This is a genomic window from Chitinibacter sp. ZOR0017 (assembly GCF_000799095.1).
GTDB classification, from domain to species: Bacteria; Pseudomonadota; Gammaproteobacteria; order Burkholderiales; family Chitinibacteraceae; genus Chitinibacter; species Chitinibacter tainanensis.
In genome coordinates this window covers 32925-53040 of record NZ_JTLG01000005.1, presented here as the reverse complement: position 1 = coordinate 53040, position 20116 = coordinate 32925, and the positions used below count along the sequence as shown (strand labels likewise).

At 58.5% G+C, this 20116-nt stretch carries 15 protein-coding genes; 3 read left to right on the top strand and 12 right to left on the bottom strand.

The genetic code is table 11. The annotated features are described in order from the left end of the window. Positions 1–9: 9 nt before the first annotated feature. The 3 genes from L991_RS01575 to L991_RS01565 form a co-directional block, all read right to left on the bottom strand. Positions 10–1374, bottom strand: coding sequence for an ATP-binding protein (locus tag L991_RS01575; RefSeq protein ID WP_052190489.1), 1365 nt, complete (start codon positions 1372–1374; stop codon positions 10–12). Positions 1375–1377: 3 nt separating this feature from the next. Beyond that, the gene (locus tag L991_RS01570) at positions 1378–2073 is read right to left on the bottom strand and encodes a response regulator transcription factor (protein WP_028449281.1); all 696 of its coding nucleotides are present in this window, start codon (positions 2071–2073) and stop codon (positions 1378–1380) included. A gap of 90 nt (positions 2074–2163) precedes the next feature. After that, entirely contained in the window at positions 2164–3945 is a 1782-nt protein-coding gene (locus tag L991_RS01565) for a serine hydrolase (protein ID WP_047391431.1), read from the bottom strand. 318 nt (positions 3946–4263) lie between these two features. Between L991_RS01565 and L991_RS01560 the strand changes: the two genes are divergently transcribed. Beyond that, positions 4264–5532, top strand: coding sequence for a putative Na+/H+ antiporter (locus L991_RS01560; protein WP_047391428.1), 1269 nt, complete (start codon positions 4264–4266; stop codon positions 5530–5532). 106 nt (positions 5533–5638) lie between these two features. Here L991_RS01560 and L991_RS17140 read toward each other — a convergent pair whose 3' ends face one another. The 9 genes from L991_RS17140 to L991_RS01520 form a co-directional block, all read right to left on the bottom strand. Continuing rightward, on the bottom strand, positions 5639–5800 hold the full coding sequence (locus L991_RS17140; RefSeq protein ID WP_156128944.1) for a hypothetical protein: 162 nt from the start codon (positions 5798–5800) through the stop codon (positions 5639–5641). Between the two features lie 81 nt (positions 5801–5881). Beyond that, positions 5882–6490: an alpha/beta hydrolase gene (locus L991_RS01555; RefSeq protein WP_052190488.1), complete on the bottom strand. Its 609-nt coding sequence runs from the start codon at positions 6488–6490 to the stop codon at positions 5882–5884. A gap of 16 nt (positions 6491–6506) precedes the next feature. Further along, on the bottom strand, positions 6507–7316 hold the full coding sequence (locus tag L991_RS01550) for an EAL domain-containing protein (protein ID WP_052190487.1): 810 nt from the start codon (positions 7314–7316) through the stop codon (positions 6507–6509). A 166-nt stretch (positions 7317–7482) separates the two neighbouring features. Beyond that, a complete protein-coding gene (locus tag L991_RS01545; RefSeq protein WP_047391425.1) occupies positions 7483–8481 on the bottom strand; it encodes a sulfate ABC transporter substrate-binding protein in 999 nt (332 codons plus the stop codon). A gap of 397 nt (positions 8482–8878) precedes the next feature. Further along, a complete protein-coding gene (locus tag L991_RS01540) occupies positions 8879–9919 on the bottom strand; it encodes a sulfate/molybdate ABC transporter ATP-binding protein (RefSeq protein WP_028449286.1) in 1041 nt (346 codons plus the stop codon). A 3-nt stretch (positions 9920–9922) separates the two neighbouring features. After that, positions 9923–10789 carry a sulfate ABC transporter permease subunit CysW gene (gene cysW, locus L991_RS01535; protein WP_034619019.1) on the bottom strand — a complete coding sequence of 289 codons (867 nt, stop codon included), beginning with the start codon at positions 10787–10789 and terminating at the stop codon, positions 9923–9925. Next, entirely contained in the window at positions 10789–11622 is an 834-nt protein-coding gene (gene cysT, locus L991_RS01530; RefSeq protein WP_028449287.1) for a sulfate ABC transporter permease subunit CysT, read from the bottom strand. Before cysT ends, cysW begins: the two co-directional genes overlap by 1 nt. A gap of 72 nt (positions 11623–11694) precedes the next feature. Next, a complete protein-coding gene (locus L991_RS01525) occupies positions 11695–12705 on the bottom strand; it encodes a sulfate ABC transporter substrate-binding protein (protein WP_047391422.1) in 1011 nt (336 codons plus the stop codon). Positions 12706–12886: 181 nt separating this feature from the next. Beyond that, the gene (locus L991_RS01520; RefSeq protein WP_047391418.1) at positions 12887–13606 is read right to left on the bottom strand and encodes an oligogalacturonate-specific porin KdgM family protein; all 720 of its coding nucleotides are present in this window, start codon (positions 13604–13606) and stop codon (positions 12887–12889) included. A gap of 252 nt (positions 13607–13858) precedes the next feature. On the opposite strand from L991_RS01520, the gene L991_RS01515 reads away from it, so the two are divergent. Together L991_RS01515 and L991_RS01510 are read left to right on the top strand one after the other, a co-directional pair. Continuing rightward, positions 13859–14158 (top strand): DUF2325 domain-containing protein, encoded by a 300-nt coding sequence (locus tag L991_RS01515; RefSeq protein ID WP_028449290.1) that lies wholly within the window; start codon positions 13859–13861, stop codon positions 14156–14158. Between the two features lie 261 nt (positions 14159–14419). Continuing rightward, positions 14420–20113 (top strand): alpha-2-macroglobulin, encoded by a 5694-nt coding sequence (locus L991_RS01510; protein WP_047391414.1) that lies wholly within the window; start codon positions 14420–14422, stop codon positions 20111–20113. The last annotated feature ends 3 nt before the right edge of the window (positions 20114–20116 follow it).

Genomic DNA, 20116 nt, shown 5'->3' with positions numbered 1-20116 from the left:
ACAATCGTTTCAATTTAATGTCGGGGGTATAGATGGCTGATCTATATCTTTATTTTCCTGCTGGCCAATACCAGCAGGGGTATATTTCAGCGGCCAACGCAATTGTAGCCGTGCGCCACCGAGCGGCGACTGGCTGGCGCTCACCTCGCCACCATGCCATTGTGCAATCCGCCGCACCACGGCCAGCCCCAGCCCAAAGCCGCCGCTGGCACGATTGCGGCTTTGATCGAGCCGGGTAAAGGGCTCGAACACCCGCAGCCGATCATCCGGGGCAATCCCGGGGCCATCATCATCCACCGTCAGCACCCAGTGCTGCGCCTCGGCAGTCAGCCGCACCTCGACCCGTTGCGTGGCATAGCGCAGCGCATTGCGCAGCAGATTACTCAGCGCCCGCGCCAGCAGCCGCGGCTCGAGCTGGCAGTGCTGTGCCGGCGCCTCGCCAATCAGCGTAACCCCATATTGGCGCGCTTCTAGCTCGGCATCGGCCAGCGCGCTGGCCAGCCAGTCGGCGGCGGGCACGCTTTGCCAGGGCTGGGCCTGCTGTTGCAGCCGGCAATAGCTGAGCATTTCGCTGATCAGTTGCTCCAGCTCCTGAAGCTCGCTGCGCAGCTCGGTTTGCAATTGCTGCTGCTCGGCGGCATCGCTGCTGGCGGCAAGTAAGTCCAGCTCGAAGGCCATGCGCGCCATCGGGGTGCGCAGCTCGTGCGCCACCCCGTGAATCATCTCGTTTTGTTGCGTGACCAAGAGCTGCAGCTGCGCCGCCATCTGATTAAAATGCGTGGCGAGCTGATGCAGATCGGATTTTTTCGGTAAATCGGCCCGTACTTCCAAATGGCCTTGCCCCATGGCGCGGGCGGCTGCGCCCAGCTGGGCCAGATCGCGCCAGTGGCGGCTACTCCAGTGCCACAGCAGCGCCGCCAACAGCGCAAAAACCACCAGATTGGCGCCCAGGCTGGCCCAGCCGAGCCAGCTTGGGTCGGGCGGGATCGTCACCTGCAACCATTGCCCGCCCTGCAAGGGCAAAATCAAAGCCGAATCAGTGCTGGTGAGCGCGCCATCTTCGCTCAGCACGACAAAATCACCGGCCGCCAGCTCGCGCTGTTGCGCGCGGCTCAGAGCCAGCCCGCCAGCCGGATGCAAACTCAGCTGCAGACCAAAATGCGCTTGCAGCGCGGTTAGCGCGGCCGGGCGCGCGCCGGGGGTGAGCGGATTAAAATACTGCTGCAGCTGATACACCTGCCCGCTGGCCATCGCGCGGGTCATGCGCAGGTTTTCCTGTTTCATAACGCCATACAGGGCGTAATTTACGCCGGCCACAAACACGATAAACCCCAAAATCAGCCGCAGATACAGCCGGAAAAACAGCCGCAACATGGCTTAGCCCTCCCACTGGTTGGGGCTAAATAGATAGCCTTTGCCCCAGACGGTTTTGATGCGGCGGGCTTCGCGCGGATCGTCCCCCAGTTTTTTGCGCAGCTTGCTCACGCACACATCCACGGTGCGATCGAGGCCATCAAACTCAATGCCGCGCAGCGCCTGAATAATCTGCTCGCGCGAGAGCACCTTGCCCGGCTGGCTGGCCAGTAAATTCAAAAGCTCAAATTCGGCACTGCCCAGCGGGATGTCTGCCCCGGCCAGTGTCACTTGCCGATTGGCGGTGTCGATACTGAGCTGGCCATATTGCAGCAAGCCGGCCGGGGCAGGCAGATGGCCTTCTTGCCGGCGCAAAATGGCGCGTATCCGTGCCAGCAGCAGCCGCGGCTCCACCGGTTTCACTACATAATCATCGGCCCCCAGCTCCAGCCCCAGGATTTGGTCGTATTGTTCATCGCGGGCGGTGAGCATTAGTAGCGGCACCGCGCTGTGCTGGCGCAGCTCGCGGCAAATTTGCCAGCCATCTTTGCCGGGCAGCATCACATCCAGAATCACCAGATCGGGCTGAAACGCACTGTAGGCGGCCAGCGCCTCGCGCCCATCGTGCACACACCGCACGGTGAGACCTTGCTGGCTCAGGTAGCGGCTGGTCAGGCTCGCCAGTTTGAGATCATCTTCAATTAGCAAAATGCGGCTCATGCGCGCTCCTTCGGTGGCTGGCGCAGTGTACCGCTTTTCGCGGGCTGCGCCTGTGCCCAGCCGCGCCAAGCGGTACGGCTGGGGGTGTGCCTAGTAGGTATCTCTGATAAATCTAGCGTTTTCAATGCCTAGGCCCTGATACAGTACCCCGGTATCCGTAAAGCGCAGCACATCGCCCCGCCCACGGCCTTGTCCGGCCACGACGGCGGTCTGGTCATCCAAGGGTTCAATGAAATACAGCGGTTGATCATTGGCTAAGAGCAGCAACAGACCATCCAGCACTTCCCAGCTCAGCGTAACATCATCCACCTGCAGCTGCGTGGCAATGCGCTGCTGCCAAGCTGCGCTGAGTGGTTGGGCTTGGAGACGCTCTGAATGCAGCGCCCGGCCATCGCTAGTTTGTGCCACCAGCATCTCGCGGCCGGCCAGTGTTTGCAGCTGGATGCGTACATCACTCAGGCCTTGCAGGCGATACCAACCATCCTGGTCGCGCTGCAGCGGTATTGCCGGCGCGGTGGGGTCGGCCGACTGCGCAAGGAGTTGGCCCTGCTGTACCTTCAGCAGCAAGGCGGCGGCGGGTAGGTCAATCGAGTGCAGGTAATACCAGCCGGCATAGCGTTGCAGCTCGGCAGCGCTAGGCTGCGTGATTTGCGCGGCGGGCAGGGTGGTTTTTTTCACCGCTTGGCCAGTTTTCTGTTTCAGTAAATCGGCCAGCAAGTCGCGCGCCAGTTGGCTCAGCTGGTCCTGATCATCGCCATTAACTGCGATAAACACGCCCAGCTTGTGTTCGGGCTGCACGCTTAGCTCGGCATTAAAGAGCTTGGTGGAGCCGCCATGCTGCACCACCCGCCAGCCATCTCCCAGCTTGGGGGCGCCGCATTCATTGGCAAACCAGCCCAGTCCGGTCTGGCAATCCAGATCCAGCGGGGTATCGGGGTTTTGCGCCTGCCACATTTGCTGCAAGCTCGCGCGCTGCAAGACTTGCTGCCCTTCTAGTTGGCCACCATTGACCGCAAAGCGTAAAAAGCGGCTCATCTCATTGGCGCTGCTCCATAGCCCCCCGGCTGGCATATGGTCATAGTCATTCTGGTAGCCCACCGCTTGCCGCCCGGCGTGGGCTTGGGCGTAGCGGTTAAAGGGTGCGCTGGCGGGGGCAAAGCTCGATTGGCGCATCCCCAGAGGTAGCAAAACCTGACTGCGGATTAGCTCGGTAAACGGTTGCCGATAATGCTGCGCCAAAGCTGCGCCCAGCAGGTCGATGCCGTAATTGGAATAAGCAAATTGCTCGCCCGGCCGATGGGCGAGCTCTACCCCTTGGCTACAGCGGGTGAGCGCGGCATCGTATTGCTGCAGGCAGGCGACCACCTCTTCCGGTAAACCTGCGTGGTGGCTCAAGACGCGGCGCAGCGTCACGCTTTGCTGGGCGGCGCTAGCATTGGCCGCAAAGCGCGATTGCACGCTAAAACCCGGCAAGAGGCTAGGCAGGCTTTGCTCGAGCTGCCATTGCTGCTGCTCCACCAGCTGCATCACTGCAGTGGCGGTAAACAGCTTGGAAATCGACCCCACCCGAAACAGCGTATCGGCCGTGGCGGGCTGCCCGCTGGCCAGATCAGCCACGCCTAGGCCTTGCGCCCACACCACCCGGTCGCCATCCACCACCGCAATACTCAGGCCCGCCAGCTGTTGTGCGCTTAAAAACTGCTGAAGCTTGGCTTGCCAGGCGCTGATGACCGGCGCGTAGTTCACCGGTGCCGGAGTGGGTAGCGCGGTCGGTGCTGGGGTGGGGCTAGGGGTAGTAGGGCCTGCGCCACCGCAAGCTGCCAGCGTAAAGGGTAGGGCACACAAAAGCGGAATCGTCAGCGAAAAATGCATGGTACACCTCGGGTTGGAGAAGATGCCGCCATGCTAAAGAGCCGCGCCCACGCAATCCGGCGCAAAGTTTGCTCAGTTGTAAACAATTGTGAAAAGGGCGAGGCCAGATGTGGCTACCGGGGTATGGCGCGCTAAGTCTCGATTTTAATAAGGCTTTGGGCAGTACTGGGTGGGGTATCTGGCGCAGCTGCGCTAGATGATCACTGGCGTGTTGGCAAAATTACCACGGAACACTGGCACGGTTTCGCCAGTCTCACAGTGGCGGTAGGCTATGCACGGCACTGCCGCATACAACAATGAATCTGACAGGGAACGCCGATGGATCAATCACCCAGCACTTTTCAGCTGCTGGCGGCCGCAATTTTTGCTGTCGCTATTTTGCACACCTTTGCCACCAAATATTTTGAAGGGCTGGCCCACCGTTACCCGCGCCACGGCGGCATCTGGCATTTGCTGGGTGAAGTGGAGGTGGTGTTTGGCTTTTGGGCGCTGGTGCTGATGCTGGCGATGTTTGGCCTGGTGGGCGTACCTGAAACCAAAGAATATCTGAACACCCGCAATTTCACCGAGCCGCTGTTTGTGTTTGCGATTATGGTCATCGCCGCCACGCGGCCGATTCTGTATGTGGCGGGCGAGCTGATTAATCTCTTGGCTCGGCTGCTGCCGCTACCGGGGCGGGTGGGTTATTTTCTGGTGGTAATGATTTTTGTGCCGCTGTTGGGCTCGTTTATCACCGAGCCGGCGGCCATGACGCTGGCGGCGCTGATTATCAGCCAGCAATTTTTTGCCCAGCCTTTAAGCCAGCGCTTTAAATACGCCACCTTGGCCGTGCTGTTTGTGAATATTTCTATCGGCGGCACGCTCACCCCGTTTGCCGCGCCGCCAGTCTTGATGGTGGCCGGCCAATGGGGCTGGGATCTGCACTTTATGCTGACCCAGTTTGGCTGGAAAGCGGCGATTGCCGTGACGGTAAATGCCGTGGGCCTCACGCTGCTGTTCTGGCGCGAGCTGGCGCAGCTGCAAGCGCCAAGTGCGGATAGCAGTAGCGCGCCGAAAGTACCCATGACACTGGTGATTACCCATTTGCTGTTTCTGCTTGGGGTGGTGGTGTTTGCGCATTACCCACCCATTTTCATGGGGCTGTTGCTGTTTTTTATCGGCATTACCCACGCCTATGAGCGCCATCAAGACAGACTGATTTTGCGCGAGGCACTGCTGGTGGCGTTTTTCCTTGCCGGCCTGGTGGTGTTGGGCGGGCATCAGCAATGGTGGCTGCAACCGGTGCTGATGAGTATGAGTAGCGATGCGGTGTTCTTTGGCGCGACCGCGCTGACCGCCTTTACCGACAATGCCGCGCTCACCTATCTGGGCTCGCTGGTGCCGGGGCTTTCGCCCGAGTTTCAGTATGCGCTGGTGGCGGGTGCGGTGGCAGGTGGTGGTTTAACCGTAATTGCTAATGCCCCCAATCCGGCGGGGCTGACGATTTTGCGCGGGCATTTTAGCGATGGCACGGTGAATGCCGGCTACTTGGCGCTGGCTGCGCTCACCCCCACCCTGGTGGCCATGGCGGCGCTGCGCTTCTTATAAAGTAAAGGTGTTTACAGGCGCTCGGGGCTTCTGGGCACTGAGTACCTCAATAAAAAAGCAGCCACAGAGCTGCTTTTTTATTGGGTGGTAGCTGGCTTAGGCTGGTTTAGGCATTGGCCCAGGCGAGCAGTGCGCCAGCCAGGCTAAGCCCGCCGGTGCCGGCCATAATTCCGGTTTCGACCTTATCAGCTTTTTGGACCCACATGCTCACCAGGGCAATCAGGCAGGCGGCGGCGAAAATCAGTAAAAATAAACTCAGTTGCGGCATAGCGGCTCCAGCGCGGGCAGTGACATATTGCTCTGGCATGGAGTGGCCGGCGGGCAAAAAGTTCAGCCTGCCAGCCGGGCTTTATTCATCCTGATCGCCATTCACAATCTGAATCAGCTTGGCCAGCAATTGCAGCCCTTCCGGCCATTCGCCGTGGCCGGAAGCAATATTGATATGCCCGGCGTTTTCAATCAGCGAGAGCTTGCAGCGCCAATTCAGTGCCAGCTGGCTGGCGCGGTCGGTGCTGCAATGCGGGTCGGTGGTGCTGGCGATAATCCAGCTAAAAAACGGCAGCGGTATAATCGGCAACGGTGCAAAGCCGGTAAACGCTTCGGGTGCTTCCGGGCGCATCACATCGGCAGGCGCGACCAGCAGCACGCCTTTGACGGGGCTCTCGCGCCCATGCAGTGCGGCCCAGTGCGCGAGCGTTGGGCACGCGAGGCTATGGGCCACAATCAGCGCCGGTGCGCGACTGGCGCGCACGGTCTGATCCAGCTGGCGCACCCAGTCGGCGGCGACGGGATAATCCCAATCAGGCTGCTCCACCCGCTGCATGGCCGGAAACTGCGCTTGCCATTCGCTTTGCCAATGCCCGGCGGGCGAGTTTTTCCAGCCCGGGGCGATCAAAATGCGTTTACCCTCGGCCAGCCATTGTTCGATTTCTAGCGGGCATTGTTCGCTTACTTGCATCAGCTCTCCCTTGCGCTTAGAGCGGGCGAGGGCGGGGATGGGCAAAGTAAAAACCTTGCATCCCATCCACGCCGCTCGCCAGCGCCAGCTGCTTGTGTTCTTCGGTTTCAATGCCTTCGGCAATCACTTGGGTGCCGGCATTTTTGAGTAATTGCACCAGTTGGCCGTAGCCAGCGCGGGCTTTGCTTTGCTGCGCGGCCAGCGTGATCAGATGGCGATCCAGCTTCACGTAGTCGGGCTCGAGCAGCCACAGGCGATCCAGATTGGCCATGCCATGGCCAAAATCATCCAGCGCAATCCGGTAGCCTTTCTTGCGGTAGTTGTGCACCGCGCGCGAAATATCGACCGCATCGCTGGCCAGTGTTTCGTGTTCCAGTAGCTCCAGCACAATCTGCTGCGGGCTAAACCCAAGGCTACTTAAAATCCGCTCAAAATACGCGCCATGATCGTTGATCTGCACCAGCAGCTCCGGGTGCACATTCAGAAACAGCAGCCGGTCCGGCTGGGCGTAGCTGGCAAAATTCATCACATGCAGGGTGCGGCACAGCCGATCAAAGGCAATCAGCTTATGGCCTTGCCGCGCCGCGCCAAAGGCCTGCTGCGGGGCGATCGGCCGCTCGCGCACGGTGGCGCGCAGCAAGGCTTCATCGGCAAAGCGCTGGCCGTTGCGATCAAGCAGTGGCTGAAACGCCGATGAAAGCGTCGAGCCCATGGCTTTCACCACCACGCCTTTGAGGCTATCGATCTGAAACAGGCTTTCCGGCCAATCCTGGCGGATTTCCGGGGGCACCGGGTAATTGAGAGGGGGCTGCACGATCTGATTCATGGCGACATTCTCCCGCCCGCGCCCAGTGTACGCACGCACTAGAGCAAGGCGGTTTAAAAGATCAGGGGTATAGTGCTGTGATACTTATAGTGATTGATTTGCAGTGCTATACCCAATAAAAAATGCCGCACGAAGCAGGGCGTGCGGCAGCGGATAGCCCGCAGGATTACTTGCTGTAGATCTGGTCGAACACGCCACCATCGCTAAAGTGGGTTTTCTGTGCTTTGGCCCAGCCGCCAAATTCATCATCGATATCAAACTGCTTCACGGCAGGGAATTGCTTGGCGTATTTAGCAAACACTTCTTTATCGATTGGGCGATAGTAGTTTTGGGCGGCGATTTCCTGGCCTTCTTTCGAATACAGATAGCTCAGGTATTCGGTAGCTACTTTGCGGGTGCCTTTTTTGTCGACGTTTTTATCGACAATCGCCACAGGGGGCTCGGCCTTAATCGTCAGCGATGGAGCAACTACTTCAAATTTATCGCGGCCCAGCTCGCGGAACACCAGCTCGGCTTCGTTTTCCCACGCGATCAGCACATCGCCAATGCCGCGCTGGGTGAAGGTGACGGTTGAGCCACGGGCGCCGGTATCCAGCACGGGCACGTTTTTATACAGCTTTTGCACGAAATCGCGGGCTTTGTCATCTGAGCCGTAGGTTTTCTTCGCCCAGCCCCAAGCGGCGAGGTAATTCCAGCGTGCGCCGCCCGAAGTTTTCGGATTAGGGGTGATTACTTTGACATCGGGGCGAATCAGATCCGACCAGTCTTTAATGCCTTTCGGATTGCCTTTTTTCACCAGGAACAAAATGGTGGAAGTGTAGGGCGATGAGTTTTCTTTAAATTGTTTTTGCCAGTCGGGTTTGAGCAATTTGCCTTGGGTGGCCAGCTCGTCGATGTCATAGGCCAGCGCCAGTGTCACTACATCGGCTTCCAGGCCATCGAGCACGGCGCGGGCTTGCTTGCCCGAGCCACCGTGTGATTGCTTGATGGTGACATCATCACCGGTTTTCTTTTTGTAGTAAGCGGCAAAGGCCTTGTTATAGTCCTGATACAGCTCACGGGTCGGATCGTAGGAGACGTTCAAGAGTTCAAAACTGGCGGCAAAGGTGCTGCCAGCAAAGGTGGTGAGGAGCAGACCGGCAAGGAGAGCGCGAGTGGTTTTCATCGTGGTTTTCTCGGTGGTGTGGAGTTGATGTAGCCATCATGCCGGATTGTTTTTAGTTTACTAAATACTTTGAAATGCTTTTTTTATATTCCGATGTTATTAAATGAGCTGGGCTGATTCGGGGTGCCGCGGTGCGGTTTGCGCGAGCCAATGGCGAAGAAAAAACCGCCCTTGCGGGCGGTTTTAGATTGATGACAAACCCCACTCGCAAAGCGAGGCTCCCCTCAAGGAGGGGACGGGAGGGGTGGGAATAAAACATAAAGGCTGCAGATTCAGGCCCTTATTTCCTAGGCTCGGCTTTGCCGAGACTTGAAAAATCGTGGTTTCTACTTTGTCAGCAGCCTGAAACCGCCCTTGCGGGCGGTTTTGGGGCGTTCTAGCCGTGAATTGGGGCGTATTAAGCCGCCGTTGAATACACTTTGGCTTCGCGCGGAATCAGATACACCGTCTCGGCAATTTGCCAGCCGCCTTCCTGCTGGCGCTCGCGCGTTAGCTCGACTTCCACCACATCATGCTCGGCCACTTCGACTTCCAGCCGCACTGTGGCGCCCAGCAGACGAATATGCGTGATGGTGCCGCGAATGGCATTGGCGGTGGCCACCCGGCTCAGGTCAATCTCGTGTGGGCGCACATACACGGTAGCGTGCTCGCCATCGCTGGCAAATTTGGCGTCGCCCACTTGTGCCCAGCCATCATGCACGCGTGATTGGAATAGATTTACATCGCCCAAAAACTGATACACAAATGGCGTGGCCGGATGATCGTAAACTTCGCTCGGCGTGCCGATCTGCTCGATCTGGCCTTTATTCATCACCACCACTCGATCGGCGACTTCCAGTGCTTCTTCCTGATCGTGCGTCACAAACACCGAGGTGATGTGCATTTCATCGTGCAGGCGGCGCAACCAGCGGCGCAGCTCTTTGCGCACCTTGGTATCCAGCGCGCCAAAAGGTTCGTCCAGGAGCAGCACTTTAGGCTCGACTGCCAGTGCCCGCGCCAGGGCGATCCGCTGGCGCTGGCCGCCCGAGAGCTGGGCCGGATACCGATCTGCCAGCCAATCAAGTTGCACCAGATTGAGTAATTCGTGCACTTTGCGTTTGATTTCAGCATCCGTGGGGCGCGTGGCCTTGGGGCGCACGCGCAGGCCAAAGGCCACATTGTCAAACACCGTCATATGGCGAAACAGCGCATAGTGCTGAAACACAAAGCCCACTTGCCGCTCGCGCACATGGCGCTCGGTGGTGTCTTCGCCATGAAACAGAATCTGCCCACTGTCGGGGGTTTCCAGGCCAGCAATCACCCGTAGGAGCGAAGTTTTGCCGCAGCCCGATGGGCCCAGCAGCGCCACCAGCTCGCCAGAATCAATCTGCAGCGATAGATCATTGAGCGCCTTGAACTCGCCAAAGCTTTTCACGATATTGCGAATTTCGATACTCATGGTTTATTCCTCGGTCGCGTGTTTGCGATCTTCGGCGGCTTGCTGCTCGGTGCGCCATTCGATGTAGCTCTTGATGGCCAGCGTGGCCAATGCCAAGAGGGCTAGAATCGAAGCGCAGGCAAAAGCGCCGACAAAGTTGTATTCGTTATAAAGAATCTCGACGTGCAGCGGGATGGTGTTGGTCATGCCGCGGATATGGCCTGACACCACCGACACCGCGCCAAATTCACCCATGGCGCGGGCATTGGCCAGAATCACGCCATACAACAGGCCCCATTTGATATTGGGCAGCGTGACATGCCAGAAGGTTTGCCAGCCCGAGGCGCCCAGCACCAAGGCGGCTTGCTCTTCTTCGCTGCCTTGCGCTTCCATCAGCGGAATCAGCTCGCGCGCCACAAAGGGGAAGGTGACAAACACCGTGGCCAGCACAATGCCGGGCACCGCAAAGATGATCTTGATGTCATGCTCGGCTAGCCACGGCCCCCACCAGCCATGCGCGCCAAACAGCAGCACATAAATCAGGCCGGCCACTACGGGCGAGACGGCAAAGGGCAGGTCGATCAGCGTGATCAGTATGCTTTTGCCTTTGAAATCAAACTTGGCAATCGCCCAGGCTGCTGCCACGCCGAACACCAGATTGAGTGGCAGCGAAATCGCAGCAACGATCAGCGTGAGTTTGATCGCGGCGAGGGCATCACTTTCCAGTAGCGAATCTTGATACAGCTGCCAGCCTTGATGCAGCGCTTCATAAAACACCGATAACAGCGGCACGATCAGCAAGAGGGTAATCAGTGCCAGTGCCAGCGTGGTGAGCGTGTAGCGGATCCACGGCGCTTCGGTCGTGGCGAGGCTTCGCGTTGTTGTCGCCATTATTTGCGTCTCCCCAGGCGTTTGGCCATCCACCATTGCAGGCCGTTAATCAGCAGCAGCAGGGCAAACGACACCAGCAGCATCACCACAGCAATCGCGGTAGCGCCCAGATAATCATATTGTTCAAGCTTGGAGATAATCATCAGCGGGGTGATTTCCGATTTGAACGGCATATTGCCGGCAATGAAAATCACCGAGCCAAATTCACCAATTGCGCGGGCAAAGGCCAGCGTAAAGCCGGTGAGCAGCGCTGGGAAAATCGTGGGCAAAATCACCTGGCTAAAAATCTGCCAGCGGGTGGCGCCCAGACTTGAGGCGGCTTCTTCCAGCTCGCGCTCCATGTCTTCCAGCACCGGTTGTACCGTACGCACCACGAAAGGCAGGGTGATAAAGGTCAGCGCCAGCACGATCCCGGCCGGGGTAAAGGCGATTTTGATGCCGAGCTTTTCCAGTGGCTCACCCAGAAGGCCATTGGGCGCATACAGGGTGGCCAGCGCAATCCCCGCCACCGCAGTGGGCAAGGCGAAGGGCAGATCGACCAGCGCATCGATAAAGCGCTTGCCGGGGAAGGGGTAGCGCACCAGCACCCAGGCAATCAAAAGACCCACAAATAAATTAATCAAGGCCGCCAGCAGCGACGCACCAAAGGTCACCTGATAGGTGGCCACCACGCGCGGCTCGCTGACGGTGGCCCAAAATTGGGCCCAGCTTAAGCCGAGCGATTTGCTGATCAGCGCCGCCAGCGGCAGCAGCACAATCAGTGAGAGATACAGCATGCTGTAGCCCAGCGAGAGATTAAAGCCGGGCAGCACACTGTGCTGTTTGAACTTCATGGGATTTCCTTTTGCAGGGTATTGCTCGCCAGCCAAGCTTGGGATTGGCTTGGCTGGCTATACCTAGTGGGCTTATTTCTTTTTGGCGATCTCGGCGGCAATCTGATCGTAAATCGCGCCATCATCAAAGAATTTTTTCTGCGCCGCTTTCAGGCCACCAAATTCGGCCACGCCAAACAGTTTGATCGCCGGGAATTGCTTCGCGTATTTGGCCGCGACCGCTGCATTGCGGGGGCGCAGGTAGTTTTGTGCGGCGATTTCCTGGCCTTCCGGGCTCCACAGATAGCTCAGGTATTCGGTGGCGGCTTTGCGGCTGCCTTTTTTGTCGACCACTTTATCCACCACAGCCACCGGCAGGTCGGCATCAATCGATACGCTTGGGTAGATCACCTCAAAATTGCCGCGGCCAAATTCGCGAGCAATCATTTCGGCTTCGTTTTCAAACGTGACCAGCACATCGCCAATCTGTCGCTGCATAAAGGTCGTGGTGGCTGCGCGGCCGCCGGCATCGAGCACCGGTACATTAGCAAACAGCGCTTGGGTGAATTCGCGCGCTTTGGCTTCGTTGCCGCCATTTTGTTTCAGCGCCGCGCCCCAGGCTGCCAGAAAAGTGTAGCGACCATTGCCGCTGGTTTTCGGGTTGGGTACCACCACCTGAATGCCAGGCTTGGTGAGATCCGCCCAATCCTTGATGCCTTTGGGGTTGCCTTTGCGTACGATCAGCACTTGCAAGCTGGAAAATGGCGCTGCTTCATTCGGGAATTTCTTATCCCAGCCTGCGTTGATCTGTTTGCCTTTCTCGACAATCGCATCAATATCGGTGGCCATATTCATGGTGACCACATCGGCTTCCAGCCCATCAATCACCGAGCGCGCCTGTTTGCTTGAGCCACCGTGCGATTGCTGAATAATCACTTTGTCTTTGAATTTGGCTTCGTAGTATTTGCTAAAGGCCGGGTTGTAATCTTTATAAAAATCGCGCATCACATCGTAGGAGACGTTCAGCAAAGTGGTATCGGCGTGGCTCAAGGCTGCGGCTGAGCCCAAAGCAAGAGCAACTGCCCAGTGGCGCAATGAAGTCATGGTGAAGCTCCAAATTGATTGAGGTGACCCTGACTGTAACAAGCAGCCGAAGCCAGAACAAAGAATTTAAGGTGATTTTGATATAACCGTTTTATCTTTGGGGCATAAAAAACCCCTTTGCGCGCAAAGGGGTGAGACGGCGGCGGAAGCGGCCAGCCGTAAGTTACGGTGGGGGCGTGTCTTAGAAGCTGTAAACCAGACCCAGCCGGAAGCGCCAATCGTCGGTCAGCGCTTTGTTTTTGATCAGCGCATCGGGCAGGTAGCCAATTTCGGCATAGGGTTTGAAGTTGGCGTTCAGCTTGTAGGCGGCACCAACATTGTGCTCATAAAGATTGCTGCTTTTATCTGGGTACGCGTAGTTGTTCAGCTTGTGATCCCAGCGGAAGTTGTAATAGGTTTCCAGATCTTTATTGAAGGTTTTGCGCAGCCACAATTCGCTGCGGGTGGTGTCATCGTTATCCCATTGCTTGGCCAGATCGCGGGTATCGCGAGTTTTGTGCTCGTAGCGTACGCGGGCATCCAGGCGCCAGGTAGGGGCAAAAGCCCAGTTGGCGCGCAAGCCGATCTTGGCGATGTCGCCGCTGGCCTTGGTATCTTGGAATAGGACACTCGGTAGCAGCGTCAGGGTGTCGCTGACTTTGTATTTGTAATACAGCTCCAGCTCGTTTTCTTTCCAGCGCGCCTGATCAATGCCTTCACCTGCTTTGCTGGTATTGTCGACCACATACTCAAAGCCAGCGCCAATGCCGTTGCTCCACTCATGATTCAGCAAAACACGGGATTCAAATTTATCTTGCTCGCTGCGATATTGTCCGCGGATATCCACGCTGGCGGCGCTAACGCTGCCAGCTAGCACGCTCAGGCTTAAGGCTAGGGCCAGAATAGGGGTTTTGTTATGCATGTGCTCATCCTCAGGTTGGTTCAAAACTGGGTGACTGCGCAGTGGCAGTGCCGATGAGCTGCATCCTACTGGATGTCATATTTTCTTAACAATAATTAAATGTAATTTTCATATAACAAAAACACACCTTGGTTTGGTTGTAATAAATTGCATACTTAGTTATATGTAAATTCAAATTAATAATTAAAAGAAATATAGTGATGGTGGTAGCCTGAGTAGCCATTGTGTAAGCCGCACAGCAAGGAGCTCACCATGCAGGCACTGATCGTCGGCGCTGATCATCTGGGCGCTATTCCCGCGACGCTGGCCGAGTTTGGCATTTCGGTCGGCCATCATGTGACCGGCCGTAATCCAGTGCACCAGCGCAGCCCGAAAAACCTCAAAGGCATGGAGGTGGTGATTTTGTTTACTGATTTTCTTAATCACAACACCATGCGCAATTACCGCGATCTGGCCCAGCATCGCCAGCTGCCTTGCGTGGCCTGCCGGCGCAGCAGTGCTGATTTGATCCGCACACTGGAAAGGCTGGGCGCTAAACGCCAGCTGCAATAGCTGAGCCAGCGCTGGGCTGCTGGGCGTGATGTGGGAGCCCGTAGTTAGCCGGGTTGCCAACCGTGTTGCCAAGGGCAACGCGCGACGGCGCCATTGGCCAAGCCATGCTAGGCCCTGTATTTCGCGCATGGCAAGTCATAAGGCGCTGTGCGCTAGCGCACCGTCTGCGTGGCTAGGGTTCTGCTCGCCTGTCTTCCCAAGTACAATCCTGTAATCAATTTGAAAGCACGGGTTGTTTATCCCGGCAGACGAGGACAGGCTATGCGCAAGCAATCGGCGGCAATCATCCTGAGTGCACTACTGGGCGGCCTGACCGCGTTGGCGCAAGCCGCCACGGTGGCGGTGTTTAGCCCGCAGGGCGAAGTGAAACAGGTCGATCAGGTTAGAGTGAGCTTTGCCGCGCCGGTGGTGGCGCTGGGCAATAGCGCAGCCCCCGCGCCGCTGACCTGGAACTGCCCACTCAAAGGCCAAGGCCACTGGGTGGATGACAAAACCTGGGTGCTTGATCTGCAGCAGCGTTTGCCTGCCAAGACCGATTGCCGCTTTACCCCCAAAGCTGGCTGGAAAGATCTGCAAGGCCAGCCGCTGCCGGCCAATCTGAGTTTCCGTTTTTATACCGGCCTGCCGCTAATCACCCGCAGCTGGCCGGAGGAAACACTGATCGAAGAAGAGCAAGCCTTTGTGCTGCAATTTAATGGCCAGCCGCCGGCGATTGAGCAGCTGTATTGCCAGGCCAGCAGCTTGCCCGAGCGCCTGCGCATGCAGCTGGTGTCGGCCAGCGAGCGCGAGCAAATCGTGCAAGCGCTGGATTTACGCAAAGTGGCGGGGCAGTTATTAGTGGCGCGCTGCGCCCAGCCACTGCCGGCGGAGAGTGATGTCCTGATCGTGCATCAGCGTGGCCAGAGCCAGCCGGATCGGCTGCGCTTTAAAGTGCGCGCGCCATTTAAGGCCACGCTCAGCTGCGAGCGTGAAAATGCCAAGGGCGCTTGTATTCCATTCAAGCCCATCCGGCTGCAATTTAGCTCGGCCGTACCGGCTGCATTGGCCAATGCGATTCGGCTGGTGGGCGATGGTGTCGAGCGCAGCCCTGAGGTTGATGGCGCCAATCGGGGTGAGCCAGTAGAGGGCATTAGCTTTAAGCCGCCGTTTCCCGCGCTGGCCGAGCTCACGGTTAAATTACCCGCCGATTTGGTCGACGAAGTGGGCCGGCCGCTGGTGAATGCGGCACGTTTTCCTCTGCCGGTGAAGCTGGGTGATTATCCACCGCTGGCCAAATTTGCCGCAGCACCCTTTGGCATTATCGAAGCGGGCCCCGATGCGCTGGTGCCGCTCACCCTGCGCGGGGTGGAAAAAAATCTCGCCATTCAAAGCGTACAGCTGGGTGGGCAGAGCCTGCAGCTCAAATCCGACGCCGACATCATGGCCTGGTACAGCAAGGTCAATGATTACCACGAAACCACGGTGCGGCTAAACAATAAAGACGTGCAAACCCGCCGCTTGTCGCTGCTGAATAAAGACCCCCATGCACAAGCGCTCAAACTACCCAGCCAGCCCGATCAGCAAGGGCGCTGGCCATTTGAGGTAGTGGGCGTGCCGCTGCCACAGCCAGGTTTTTATGTGCTGGAAGTCTCATCCCGCCTCTTGGGCCGTGCCTTGCTGGGGGCGGATAAGCCGATGTATGTGCGCACCACGGCGCTGGTCACCAATCTGGCGGTGCATCTGAAAACCTCTTCCAATAATCAGGCGGTGTGGGTGACCACGCTGGATAAAGCCAAGCCGGTAGCTGGGGCCAAGGTAGCGATTTACGATTGCCGCCGGCAGGCCTTGTGGCAAGGGCAGACCAATGCGCAGGGCTTTGTGCTGGTGGAGCGCGCGCTCACCGAGCGGCGCGATTGCGACGATGATCGTGATCTTTATGTGTTTGCCCGGGCGAAAGACGCCAAGGGGCAGGAAGACGTTTCGTTTGTGCGCTCCAGCTGGAATCGCGGGCTGGAAGCTTGGCGCTTCCCTTATCCGAGCTATTTTGACGAAACCTCGGCCATTGCTGCGCACAGTGTGCTGGATCGCAGCCTGCTGCGCGCCGGTGAAACCATCTCGATGAAGCATTACCTGCGCTTGCGCACCCCGCGCGGGCTGAAGCTGTTGCAAGCCGAAGCGTTGCCGCAGCAGCTGCGCATCGTGCACGAAGCCAGCGGCGATGAATTTAAATTTCCGCTCAGCTGGCGCAAAGGCCGCTATGCCGAGAGCCGCTTTACCTTGCCGGCAGCGGCCAAGCTGGGTGAATACAGCCTTTACCTTGAGCGCAAAGGCACGCGTCAGCGCGAAATGCACGGTGAGGCCGCCAATCCCGTGCTGGATGGCTATTCGCTTCAAAGCGGCACTTTCCGGGTCGAGCAATTCCAGTTGCCGACCATGACAGGGGGTATTGTCGCCAACAAGAACGCTGGTGTGGCCGCCAAGGAAATACCCCTGGCCCTTTCGCTGGCATGGGGCAATGGTGGGCCGGCGAAAAACTGGCCGGTACAAGTGAGCGCCATGCTGGCTAGCCGCTATGGCTCGCCGGCCAATTATGAAGCGTTCACTTTTGATCCCCCGCGCGCGGCCAATCAAAGCGAATCGTCGCTGGATGGCAAAGTGGTGCTGGATAAAGCCGCTGTCAAGCTTGATGCCAATGGCAACGGCAAGGTGGTGGTGCAAAATCTACCCGCCTTAGATCGGCGCTATGAGCTGGTGAGCGAAATGGCCTTGGCCGACCCGAATGGCGAAGTTCAAACCATCAGCCGGCGCATTCCACTTTGGCCTGCCGCATTGCAAGTGGGTTTGCAGATGGATAGCTGGATTACCACCGCCCGGGCTTTGCAAGCCAAGGCCGTGGTGCTGGATACCAATGATCAGCCGGTGAAAGGGCAGAAAGTCAGCATCAAGTTGCGCGAGCACCGCTACCTATCTAGCCGCAAGCGGCTGGTGGGGGGCTTTTATGCCTGGGAGCACAACGAAGAGATCGAGGACAAAGGCGAGGTGTGCAGCACCACCACCGATGCGCAGGGTTTGGCGTATTGCGAGGTAAATTTTAAAGCCGCCGGCAATATGGAGCTGGTGGCCGAAGTGCAGGATGCACAAGGTCAGCGCGTGCGCAGTGCGCAGGAAGTTTGGGTGAGTCAGCATGACGAGTTGTGGTTTGATGGCGATAACAATGACCGCATTGACGTACTGCCCGAGAAAACTAGCTACGCCCCCGGTGAAACCGCGACTTTCCAGGTGCGGATGCCGTTTCGCAAAGCCACGGCCTGGATCGGGATTGAGCGCGAAGGCATTCTGGAAACCCGCGTTGTCGAGCTAGAGGGCAAAACCGCTAGCTTTAGCCTGCCGATTGCCGCTGACTGGACGCCCAATGTGTATGTGTCGGTGCTGGCGGTGCGCGGCCGCGTGCGTGATGTGCCGTGGTATTCCTTCTTTACCTGGGGCTGGAAATCACCGGTGGAATGGTGGCAGGCCTACTGGCAGGAAGGGCGCGATTACACCCCGCCAACGGCCTTGGTTGATCTATCGCGGCCGGCCTTTAAATATGGGGTGACGGAAATCAAGGTGGGTGAAGCGGCCAAGCGGCTGCAGGTCAGCGTTACCCCGGCGAAGGCGAGCTATGGTATTCGCGAGCAGGCCGAAGTTACCGTGAAAGTCACGCTACCAAATGGCCAGCCAGCGCCCGCCGGCACCGAGGTGGCCTTTGCCGCGGTCGATCAGGCCTTGCTGGAATTACAGCCCAATGAGAGCTGGAATTTACTGCAAGCCATGTATCAGCGGCATAGCTTTGGGGTGGAAATCGCTACCGCGCAGCTCGAGGTGGTCGGTAAGCGCCATTACGGCCGCAAAGCCTTGCCACCAGGCGGCGGTGGCGGCAAAGCCCCCACCCGCGAATTACTGGAAACGCTGCTGACCTGGCAGCCTGCCGTGGTGCTGGATGCCAAGGGCATGGCCAGGGTGCAGGTGCCGATTAATGATGCGCTGACAACCTTCAAGCTGGTGGCGGTGGTGGATGCCGGGCCCGATTTATTTGGCACCGGTGAAGCCAGCTTTAGCGTGCGGCAAGATCTGCAGCTGACCGCGGCCGTGGCGCCGCTGGTACGCGAAGGCGATCAGCTGGCGGCCGGGGTGAATGTGCGCAATGGCAGCGAGCGCAAAATGGCGGTGAAAGTGACGGCCAGCGCCTCGGGTGTGGCTGCGCTGACGCCGCAGCAGGTGGAGATTCCGGCGGGTGAAGCGCGCTTTGTCAGCTGGCCGCTGACCGTGGGGCAAAATCTTAGCCAGCTGGCGTGGCAATTTAGCGCGCAGGAAGTGGGCGGCAAGGCCAGCGATCGCTTGGCCGTGCAGCAGCAAGTGGAGCCGGCGGTGCCGGTGACGGTGGAGCAGGCCACCTTGCTGCGGGTGAATAGCGCTGGTGTGACTGTGCCGGTGGGCTTGCCGCCCAATGCGCTGGCGGGCCGTGGCGGTATTCGTATCAGCTTGCAAAGCAAACTGGGCAATGAGCTGCCGGCGGTGAAACGCTGGTTCAGCGAATACCCGTATTCCTGCCTGGAGCAGCGTACTTCGGTCGCGCTGGGGCTGGGGGACAAAACCCGCTGGCAGCGGCTGATGAGCGAATTGCCACTGTATCTCGATCAAGATGGTCTGGCATGGTATTGGCCGGTAAGCGAATCAAATGGCAGCATTGGTAGCGATACCCTCACGGTGTATCTGTTGGCGGCGGCGCAGGAAGCCGGTGAGACCCTCCCCGATGCGCCGCGGCAGCGCATGCTCAATGCGTTGGTGGCACTGGTGGAAGGCCGTTTGAAACGCCAGCTGCCACTGGGGCGCCAAGATCAGGAAGCCCGGTTGCTGGCCGCGATGGAAGTCTTGGCGCGCTATGGCCAGTTCAAGCCGGCCATGCTCGATGTGCTGGAGCCTAATCCGCAAAAAATGAACACCGCCATGCTGATTGATTGGCTGTCGCTTTTGCAGCGCGCCAAGACCAGCCTGCCGGCGAGCTTTAATCTGGCGGCCAAGCAGCAGGAAGCCAGCAATCTCTTGCGCGCCCGCCTGACTTACCAAGGGCCGCGGCTGGGCTTTAGCACCGAGCGAGATGATTATGCGTGGTGGCTGATGGGCAGCCCCGATGTCAATGCCGCGCGGCTCTTGCTGGTGGCGCGCAGCCTGCCCGATTGGCAGGGCGATATCCCGCGTCTGCTCACCGGCTTGTTGGCTCGCCAACAAAAAGGCCATTGGCAAACGACCACAGCCAATTTGTGGGGCACTCTGGCGGTGGCGGCCTTCTCGCGCCAGTATGAAACTGTGCCGGTATCGGGGAGCACAAGCGCTCAGCTGGGCGAGAAAACCCTGGCGCTGAATTGGCCTAAAGAGGGCAGCCAAGCACTGGGCCTCTTGCCTTGGCCAACCGGCGGTAAGGGTAATCTGGTCGTGAAACACAGCGGCAGTGGCGAGCCATGGGCCACGGTGCAGGCCGAGGCGGCGATTGTGCTCAAAGCCCCGCGCTATGCCGGCTATGGCATCAAGAAAACTGTGACCCCGGTCAGTCAGAAAGTCGCCGGCCAGTATCAGCCGGGCGATGTGCTGAAAGTGCGGCTTGAAGTCACCGCCCAAAGCGATATGACTTGGGTGGTGGTGAATGACCCCATCCCGGCCGGGGCGACGATACTGGGCAGCGGCTTGGGCCGCGATTCGGCGATCGAGGCCAAAACGGCCACTGGCGATGGCGGTGCGGATTATGTGGAGCGTACTTTCAGCAGCTATCGCGCGTATTACAGCTATGTGCCGCGCGGCGAGCTGGTGCTGGAATACACGGTGCGGCTCAATCAGGTTGGTACTTTCCAGATTCCCCCAACCCGGGTTGAGGCGATGTACGCGCCCGATGTGTTTGGTATGTTGCCCAATGCGGCGCTGAAGGTGCAGCCCGCGCCGTAGGAT

Excerpts from the sequence above, each read along its gene's own strand:
- L991_RS01510 (WP_047391414.1), top strand. The coding sequence starts at position 14,420 with ATGCGCAAGCAATCGGCGGCAATCATCCTGAGTGCACTACTGGGCGGC.
- L991_RS01515 (WP_028449290.1), top strand. The coding sequence starts at position 13,859 with ATGCAGGCACTGATCGTCGGCGCTGATCATCTGGGCGCTATTCCCGCG.
- L991_RS01525 (WP_047391422.1), bottom strand. The coding sequence starts at position 12,705 with ATGACTTCATTGCGCCACTGGGCAGTTGCTCTTGCTTTGGGCTCAGCC.
- L991_RS17140 (WP_156128944.1), bottom strand. The coding sequence starts at position 5,800 with ATGCCGCAACTGAGTTTATTTTTACTGATTTTCGCCGCCGCCTGCCTG.
- L991_RS01520 (WP_047391418.1), bottom strand. The coding sequence starts at position 13,606 with ATGCATAACAAAACCCCTATTCTGGCCCTAGCCTTAAGCCTGAGCGTG.
- L991_RS01550 (WP_052190487.1), bottom strand. The coding sequence starts at position 7,316 with ATGAATCAGATCGTGCAGCCCCCTCTCAATTACCCGGTGCCCCCGGAA.
- L991_RS01540 (WP_028449286.1), bottom strand. The coding sequence starts at position 9,919 with ATGAGTATCGAAATTCGCAATATCGTGAAAAGCTTTGGCGAGTTCAAG.
- L991_RS01570 (WP_028449281.1), bottom strand. The coding sequence starts at position 2,073 with ATGAGCCGCATTTTGCTAATTGAAGATGATCTCAAACTGGCGAGCCTG.
- L991_RS01575 (WP_052190489.1), bottom strand. The coding sequence starts at position 1,374 with ATGTTGCGGCTGTTTTTCCGGCTGTATCTGCGGCTGATTTTGGGGTTT.
- L991_RS01565 (WP_047391431.1), bottom strand. The coding sequence starts at position 3,945 with ATGCATTTTTCGCTGACGATTCCGCTTTTGTGTGCCCTACCCTTTACG.
- cysT (WP_028449287.1), bottom strand. The coding sequence starts at position 11,622 with ATGAAGTTCAAACAGCACAGTGTGCTGCCCGGCTTTAATCTCTCGCTG.
- L991_RS01545 (WP_047391425.1), bottom strand. The coding sequence starts at position 8,481 with ATGAAAACCACTCGCGCTCTCCTTGCCGGTCTGCTCCTCACCACCTTT.
- cysW (WP_034619019.1), bottom strand. The coding sequence starts at position 10,789 with ATGGCGACAACAACGCGAAGCCTCGCCACGACCGAAGCGCCGTGGATC.
- L991_RS01555 (WP_052190488.1), bottom strand. The coding sequence starts at position 6,490 with ATGCAAGTAAGCGAACAATGCCCGCTAGAAATCGAACAATGGCTGGCC.
- L991_RS01560 (WP_047391428.1), top strand. The coding sequence starts at position 4,264 with ATGGATCAATCACCCAGCACTTTTCAGCTGCTGGCGGCCGCAATTTTT.